At 64.8% G+C, this 7,552-nt stretch carries 8 protein-coding genes; 1 reads left to right on the forward strand and 7 read right to left on the reverse strand.

Annotated features, from left to right (window positions below):
- Positions 1-126: 126 nt before the first annotated feature.
- From AC1DQP_RS13270 to AC1DQP_RS13300, 7 genes are all read right to left on the reverse strand, one after another.
- Complete coding sequence (locus AC1DQP_RS13270; RefSeq protein WP_457318102.1) at positions 127-1,161, reverse strand: AAA family ATPase; 1,035 nt, start codon at positions 1,159-1,161, stop codon at positions 127-129.
- A gap of 115 nt (positions 1,162-1,276) precedes the next feature.
- Complete coding sequence (locus AC1DQP_RS13275) at positions 1,277-1,603, reverse strand: YkgJ family cysteine cluster protein (RefSeq protein WP_478051768.1); 327 nt, start codon at positions 1,601-1,603, stop codon at positions 1,277-1,279.
- Between the two features lie 191 nt (positions 1,604-1,794).
- Positions 1,795-3,777 carry a type IV pilus secretin PilQ gene (locus tag AC1DQP_RS13280; protein ID WP_457321132.1) on the reverse strand — a complete coding sequence of 661 codons (1,983 nt, stop codon included), beginning with the start codon at positions 3,775-3,777 and terminating at the stop codon, positions 1,795-1,797.
- 19 nt (positions 3,778-3,796) lie between these two features.
- Positions 3,797-4,330 (reverse strand): pilus assembly protein PilP, encoded by a 534-nt coding sequence (locus AC1DQP_RS13285; protein ID WP_457321130.1) that lies wholly within the window; start codon positions 4,328-4,330, stop codon positions 3,797-3,799.
- On the reverse strand, positions 4,327-5,004 hold the full coding sequence (locus tag AC1DQP_RS13290) for a type IV pilus inner membrane component PilO (RefSeq protein ID WP_478051769.1): 678 nt from the start codon (positions 5,002-5,004) through the stop codon (positions 4,327-4,329). The genes AC1DQP_RS13285 and AC1DQP_RS13290 overlap by 4 nt, the downstream gene beginning before the upstream one ends.
- Complete coding sequence (locus tag AC1DQP_RS13295) at positions 5,001-5,822, reverse strand: PilN domain-containing protein (protein WP_478051770.1); 822 nt, start codon at positions 5,820-5,822, stop codon at positions 5,001-5,003. Before AC1DQP_RS13295 ends, AC1DQP_RS13290 begins: the two co-directional genes overlap by 4 nt.
- Positions 5,822-6,880, reverse strand: coding sequence for a pilus assembly protein PilM (locus tag AC1DQP_RS13300; RefSeq protein ID WP_457319166.1), 1,059 nt, complete (start codon positions 6,878-6,880; stop codon positions 5,822-5,824). Before AC1DQP_RS13300 ends, AC1DQP_RS13295 begins: the two co-directional genes overlap by 1 nt.
- Before the next feature lie 224 nt (positions 6,881-7,104).
- Between AC1DQP_RS13300 and AC1DQP_RS13305 the strand changes: the two genes are divergently transcribed.
- A partial coding sequence (locus tag AC1DQP_RS13305; protein ID WP_478051771.1) for a transglycosylase domain-containing protein occupies positions 7,105-7,552 on the forward strand: 448 nt, incomplete at its 3' end.

The raw sequence follows: 7,552 nt of genomic DNA on the forward strand, positions 1-7,552 counted from the left end.
GGCCACGCCGGGCCGGGGCCAACCGGTGGGCATTACGCCGCAGCGCGACCAGTTCGGCCAGGCTGGGGCGCAGGCCGTCGCCGTCGGGGGCGCCTGCGGTGCTGTCCACGTCCGAAGCCATCGAGGTCAGGGCGCCGGCACGCGTGCCAGCAGCTCGGCCACCAGGCGATCGCCGTCCCAGCCTTCGGCGGTAGCTTCATAGCTGGGCAGCACGCGGTGGCGCAGGACGTCAGGGGCGACGCTGCGCACATCGTCGGGGGTGACGAAGTCGCGGCCGGCAAGCCAGGCGCGGGCACGCGCGCAGCGCTCCAGGGCGATCGAGCCGCGCGGGCTGGCCCCCCAGGCGATGCGTCTGGCCAGCGCGGGGTCGTAGCGGGCGGCGTCGCGCGAAGCCAGCACGATCTCGATGAGATAGCGTTCCAGCGCCGGCGCCATGTGCAGCGACAACACGGCCTTGCGCGCGGCGAACACATCTTCCAGTGGCATCCGCGGCGGCGCCGGTGGCGGCGGACCCAGTGCATCGCGCGCACGTTCCCGCGCCAAACGCAGGATCTCCGCCTCGGCATCGGAATCCGGGTAGCCGATGCGCACATGCATCAGGAAGCGGTCCAGCTGCGCTTCGGGCAGCGGGAAGGTGCCCTCCTGCTCGATCGGGTTCTGCGTGGCCATCACCAGGAACAACGCCGGCAGCGCGTAGGTGTGGCGGCCGACGGTGACCTGGCGCTCGCCCATTGCTTCCAGCAGCGCCGATTGCACCTTGGCCGGGGCACGGTTGATTTCGTCGGCCAGCAGGATGGGGTGGAAGATCGGGCCGGGGACGAACTCGAAGCGGCCTTCCTGCGGCCGCCAGATCTCGGTGCCGGTCAGATCGGCCGGCAACAGGTCCGGGGTGAACTGCACGCGCGAGAAATCCGCCTCCAGGCGCGCGGCCAGCGCGCGGATCGCGGTGGTTTTGGCCAAGCCTGGCGCGCCCTCGACCAGCAGATGGCCATCTGCCAGCAAGGCGGTCAGCAGGCGTTCGACCAGCGCGGCCTGGCCGACGATCTCGCCGGCCAACGCGTCGCGCAGCGCGCAGAAACCATCGTGCAGGCGATCATGGGCCTGCTCGGCGGCGGCGGGAGTATCGATCTCGGTGTCGGGCATGGGGGGAGGCAGGTTCATGGGATCCATGTGACCCACGCGACGTGCGTAAGGTTCCGCCCACATGATGGCAGGGCTGGCGCTGGATCGGGATCAAGATTGCCTGAACGCGATACTCGTAACGGCCGAAGCCACCTTACGGCGTACTCGGGGCCATCGTGCCTTTGTCGCCGGCAAAGATCGCGCTGCAATAAGGACCGGACATCGCAAATCGGCGACAGGTCTGCGGCCGGTCGTCATAGATACTGCAATTCATGCGCTCACGGTCCAGCGCCACGCACCATCCGTCCGCGCCCCCGGCCATCACGCGCAGGCCAGTCGGCAGCTCAGTGGTCAGGTGCGCCGGAACGCAGTCGGACGCCCCGAGCACCACGGTCAGCCGACAGCACTGCGCAGCGCAGCTGGAACAGTTGGCGGCTGCCATGGGGGTCACCTGCTTTTGCAATAAATCGCCGCCCAGCATAGCGCGGATTCCTTGCCGGGCTCCTAACCCTTGGCCAATCGCCCCAACCGGCACAGGCGAGCGTTCATTGATCGATTGCCCGTTCTACAGTGGGCCCTGAGCGTTCCTCAGGGACGTTGCAACATCTAAGCTTCCTGAACGCGAAAGGGCCGCACAAGGCGGCCCTTTCGCTGCAGGCAGGGCCGCGACCCTTAGTTGGTCTTGGACACGCGCAGCACCTTCGGGGTGACGAAGACCAGCAGTTCGGCCTTGTCCTTGTTGCGACTGCGCTTCTTGAACAGATTGCCAAGGAACGGCACGTCGCCCAGGAACGGTACCTTGTTGACGCTGTTGCGGTCGGTGAACTCGTACACGCCACCGATCACCACGGTCTGGCCGTCTTCCACCAGAACGGCGGTGTTGACCTCGCGGCGGTTGATGGTCGGGACTTCGCCGTAGCCTTCCAGGCGGATGTAGCTCTCCACCTCATCCTTCTTGACCGACATGTTCAAGAACACGCGGTTGTCGTTGGTGATGGTCGGGGTGACCTTCAGTTCCAGCACAACCTCCTTGAACTGGACGTTGGGCGTGGCGACACCGCCCGCGCCGCCGCCGCTGATGGTGACGTAGCCGATTTCCTTACCCTGCTTGATCGTCGCTTCGCGCTGGTTGGTGGTGACCACGCGCGGGTTGGAGATCACTTCGCCACGCGATTCCTCTTGCATGGCCGACAACTCCACGTCCAGCAGGTACCCCGCGTTTAGGATCGACAGCGCCAGTGAACCCGGATTGCTGGCCGCGGCCACCGGCAGGTTCCAGTTCAACTTGTTGGTGGTGATGGTGTTCGGGGCACGCACGGGAACCGCTCCGGCTCGGCCACCGGCATTCCAGTCAGCCAGCGCCTTGGCGTAGTCGTTATTGACCTTTGCCTGATCATTGATGTTGGCGTGGTTGTCATCGGTACTGCCACCGAAGAACACATTGTCACGGTTGCCGGTGATGCCGAACTTGGCACCCAGCTCACGGGCGAACGTATCGGTCGCAATCACGATCCGGCTTTCGATCAGCACCTGGTCGACCGGACGGTCGATCACGTTGATCAGCTCGCGCATGCGCGCCAGCTTCTTGGGGATGTCGCTGATCATCAGCGTATTGGTGCGCTCATCGGCGACGATGCGACCGCGCGAGGACAGGAACCCGCTGTCTTCCTGCGAGCTGTTGCCGCCACTGCCACCACTACCACCGCTACCACCACCACCACCGATACCCTTGGCTTCGGTCAGCGCTTTGAAGATCTGTGCGGCGTTGTGGTAGTTGATCTGGATGTAATCCGTCACCAGGTCTTCGCGGTTCTCGATTGCGATGCGCGCGTCTTCCTTGTCCTGCTCGAACTTGGCCAGCTCCGGCTGCGGGGCAACCCACACCACGCCACCATCGCGACGTTTGTCCAGACCCTTGGCGCGCAGCACGATGTCCAGGGCCTGATCCCACGGCACGTTGACCAGGCGCAGGGTGACGTTGCCTTCGACGCTGTCGGAGGCAACGATGTTCAAGTTGGATTCTTCGGCGATCAACTGCAGCACCGTGCGCACCGGCACGTCCTGGAAGTTGAAGGTCACCGGCTTGCCGCTGTACCCGCGCTGCGAAACAGCCGCAGCGGCTTGGGTCACCGTGGTGGCGTTCATCGCACCGGTGGCCGCTACCTGCTTGCGCGGGCTGATCTCCACCACGTACTCGTTGCCGGTCTGATAGGCCAGCGATTCGAAGGCGGTGTTGGTGTTGAGCACCAGCTGGGTGCCGCCGCCATATGGCTTGGGATCGATACGCTGCACCGGGGTAGCGAAGTCGGTCACGTTGATCGACTTCTGCAGGTTCTCCGGGAGGCGCACGTTGCCGACGTCGATGACCACGCTGTTGCCCTGCGTGCGCAGGTCCGGGTTGGCGCCCTTGCCGTCGAACTGCAGGATGAGGCGGCCAGCGCCGTCCTCACTGCGCTTGAAGTCGATCTTGGATACCGCCAGCGAGGCAGGCGCCGTGGCTGGCGCGACTGCGGTCGCCGCTGGCGTCGGTGCTGCTGCCGGCGTCGCCGCCAGCAACGTGCCATTGGCCACCATGAGCGCGACTCCCAGCGCGCACAGGTGGATCAGCTTCGGGCGCCGGTCGGGACGCTGCCGCATGGCATTGGAAAAGGTCATCGTGCTATCCCCATAATCATTATTGATCTTCAAGCGCAAGCGATGCAGGCCGTTCCAGCCAGCCGCCCGCGCCATCCGGCACCAGTTCAATCAGTTCGATCCGGTCTTCGAAGACCCCAGTCACGCGGCCATCGCTCTGCCCCAGATAAACGCCCGGACGCACCCGGTAGGTGACCTTGTCCGGCGCCATCACCAGCGATACCAGCGCGCCCCCCTTGCCGATCGAGCCGACCATGTCCAAGGCATCCAGCGGGAAGGCTTCCAGCGGCTCCTTGCGACGGTTCGGATCGGGACGAAGCCCCGAGCCGCCCTGCGGATTGGTCCAGGCGTCGGTGAACGGATCGCGCATCCCCTGCGCGGAGTATTCAAACGTTTCGAACTGCTGCATCACCGGCAGCGGCTCCAGGGGCGGCGCCGGACGTGCACGCACGTCCTCCACCCACTTGGTCAGGTTCGGCGCATCGCCGGGGGTACTGCTCACCCCACGCGCGCAGCCGGCCAGCAGAGCCAGCACCAGCAGACCACATACCCTCGCGGTCATCCCCAGGCTCATGGCGTACCTCCGGGCTTGGCACCGCTCTTGTCGGCGGCCGCCGCTTTCTCCTGCGCTTCCATTTCCAGCTCGTCAAGGTAACGGTAGGTCTTGACCGTACCGGACAGCTCCAGCGCGCCACTGCGCGCAGTGATACCGGTCTTGGGGTCTTTCGGCTTCAGGTTGATGTCGTGCATGGTCAGGATGACCACGCGCGGCAACGAGGCCACGCCGCTGACGAACGCGCCGAACTGGTGGTAGCTGCCCACCATGCGCAGCGCGATCGGCTTTTCGGCGTAGAACTCCTTGGGCTGCTCTGCACCGGGCTGGAAGAGCTCGTTGATCAGCCCGCTCGACAGCGCGGTCTGCGAGATGTCGATGATCAGGTCCGGCATTTCCGTCTTGCTGGGCAGCTGGCGCAGCATCTGCTGAAGTACCTGCTCCATCTGGGTTAGCTGCTGCTTGAGCGGCTCCAGATTGACTGCACGGCCCTGCTCTTTCTCAAAGTCGGCACGCAGTTGGACTTCCGTGCTTTCCAGCCCGGCAAGCTCATCGCGTTTGCCACTGATCAGCACGAACCAGGCAATGATCACGATGAACAGGGCCAGGAGCGCACAGAACACGACCTTGGCCTGCTGCGGCCAATTGCCGATGTTGTTGAAGTCCAGCTCTTTGACGTTGATCTTCTTGCTCATGCGGCCCCCTTCTGCGGCGTACTGGACGCAGCCGGCTGTGCGGGTGTGGCTGGCGGGGCGATCCGGCTGCCGGACGGTTTGGCGGCCGAGGGCGTTGCCGGTGCTGCGGACGGGTCGGTCGCCGGCTCGGTCGCCGCCGGGGCCGGCGACAACGGAGCCACCGCCGTCGCGGCCGGGTTCACCGCCGGCTCCGCAGGTGCCACCACGCTGCCATCCGGCGCAACGCCATTGACCGGCTCGCTCTGCGCCGGCAGGGTGACCTTGACCTCGAACATGTACGGCAAGGCGCTGATGTCAGAGACCGGACCGGTCGGGGCCTTGCCCTCATCCGGCTTCTTGGCCTCGATCACCGTCAGCTCAGGCTTGCTCATCCAGCCCGAGCTTTCCAGATTGCGCATGTACGCGCTGACCCGGGCGTTGGACTGGGTCCGGCCTTCCAGGGTGAGGATGTCGCCTTCCTGCTTGAGCGCGGTCAATACCACGCCATCAGGGATGGTGCGCACGAGCGCATCGAACAGGTGGACCATCTGCGAGCGCTTGGCCTGCAGTTCCTCGATCACCTTCTTGCGCGCCAGCAGACGTTCCTTCTGGCGGTCAAGGCGGTCGATCTCCTTGTTCTGTTCCTTGACCTTCTCGATCTCGGCGGTCAAAAAGCTGTTGCGCTCGCTCTGGCCACTGACCTGCCGGTCGTAGTAGAACCAGATCAGCAGCGACAGCAGCACCCCGCCGATGGCGGCGAAGCCGAGCATGCCGTAGAAATCACGCTGGCGTTGCTTGCGCCGCTCGGCGCGCCAGGGCAATAGGTTGATTCTCGCCATCAGTCGAAGCTCCTCAGCGCCAGACCGGTGGCGATCATCAGCGCCGGGGCGTCCTGGGCCAGGGCATGTGCCTGTACCTTCGGACCCAGCGTCATCTGCGCCAGCGGATTGGCCACCACGGTGGCCACGCCCAGCTGCTCTTCCACCATCTCCGGCAGCCCGGCCAGCGCCGCGCAACCGCCGGCCAGCACGATGTGATCCACGCGGTTGAATTCACTACCGGCATAGAAGAACTGCAGCAGACGGCTGATCTGCTGGACCGTGGCTTCCTTGAACGGCTCCAGCACTTCCATTCCGTAGCTTTCCGGCAACCCGCCCTGACGCTTGGCCAGGCCGGCTTCCTCGTAGGTGAGGCCATAGCGGCGCATCACTTCGTCGGTCAGCTGCTTGCCGCCGAACACCTGTTCGCGGCTGTACAGGCTACGCCCGCCACGCAGGACGTTCAGGGTGGTCATGGTGGCACCGATGTCCACCAGCGCGACCACGCCATCGCTGGCGATCGGCAGCTCGCTGGCGACCAGGGCAAAGGCGTTCTCGACCGCGAAGGCCTCCACGTCCATCACCCGGGCGACCAGACCGCCCAGCTCCAGCGCCGATTGGCGCAGCTCCACGTTCTCCGAGCGCGATGCCGCCAACAGCACCTGGACCATTTCCGGGTTGTTGGGAATGGCGCCCAGCACCTCGAAGTCGAGGTTCACTTCCTCGATCGGGTACGGGATGTAATTGACCGCTTCGAGCTCGACCTGGGCTTCCATGTCGTTCTCGTCCAGGTCGGCAGGCATCGGGATCAGCTTGGTGATCACCGCCGAACCGGCCACGGCTGCGGCAGCGTGCCGGGCCTTGGTACCGGAACGGTTCACGGCACGTCGAATAGCCTCGCCGACAGCCTCTACCTCAACAATGTTCTTTTCCACCACCGCATTCGGCGGAAGTGGTTCCACAGCGTAATGTTCCACGCGAAAGCGATTGCCACTGCGTGAAAGCTGCAAGAGCTTTACTGCAGTCGAGCTGATGTCGACGCCAATAAGCGGCGACTGGCTTTTTGGGATAAGCCCCACGGTTTCTCCCCTGCCGACGGGCACTTGGACGCAGAACCTGCGCCCGCGCATTAATAACGTTTTTTTTGCAAATCGCAACTGTCATGCTGTGAAACGTGCATCACGGCACGTTTCACGCGTCCCCAGACGATGATTGAGTTGCGCTCCCCAGGATCGGCCCCAGCCGCTCCCTTGCGTAATCTATACTCTGCGGCCACGAAATTCGCAATCGGAATCTGTCCCTGATGACACGCTTTCGCCGCTGGCTGCGCTGGTTGCTGGTCGCCTTCCTGGTCCTGGCCCTCATCGGCGCGGCCGTTGCGGGCGGCCTCTACTACGCCGTTTCCTCCAAGCTTCCGGACGTGCAGAGCCTGCGCGACATCGAGATGCAGGAGCCCATGTACGTCTATGCCAGCGATGGCAAGCTGATGGCCGTGTTCGGTGAATCCCGGCGCACCCCGATCACCATGAAGGAGGTCCCCGAGCGCCTCAAGCAGGCCTTCCTGGCGACCGAGGACGCGCGGTTCTACCAGCACGGCGGGGTCGACTACAAGGGCATCGGCCGCGCGGTGTGGCTGCTGGCCACCACCAACGACAAGCGCGTGCCGGGTGGGTCCACCATCACCCAGCAGGTCGCCCGCCAGTTCTTCCTGAGCTCGGAGTACAGCTACACCCGCAAGCTGGCCGAGATCC

It is taken from the genome of Stenotrophomonas sp. P5_A8, assembly GCF_056400545.1.

Bases quoted from the DNA above. Each gene is read 5' to 3' on its own strand.
- AC1DQP_RS13270 (WP_457318102.1), bottom strand. From the start codon at position 1,161: ATGAACCTGCCTCCCCCCATGCCCGACACCGAGATCGATACTCCCGCC.
- AC1DQP_RS13275 (WP_478051768.1), bottom strand. From the start codon at position 1,603: ATGCTGGGCGGCGATTTATTGCAAAAGCAGGTGACCCCCATGGCAGCC.
- AC1DQP_RS13280 (WP_457321132.1), bottom strand. From the start codon at position 3,777: ATGACCTTTTCCAATGCCATGCGGCAGCGTCCCGACCGGCGCCCGAAG.
- AC1DQP_RS13285 (WP_457321130.1), bottom strand. From the start codon at position 4,330: ATGAGCCTGGGGATGACCGCGAGGGTATGTGGTCTGCTGGTGCTGGCT.
- AC1DQP_RS13290 (WP_478051769.1), bottom strand. From the start codon at position 5,004: ATGAGCAAGAAGATCAACGTCAAAGAGCTGGACTTCAACAACATCGGC.
- AC1DQP_RS13295 (WP_478051770.1), bottom strand. From the start codon at position 5,822: ATGGCGAGAATCAACCTATTGCCCTGGCGCGCCGAGCGGCGCAAGCAA.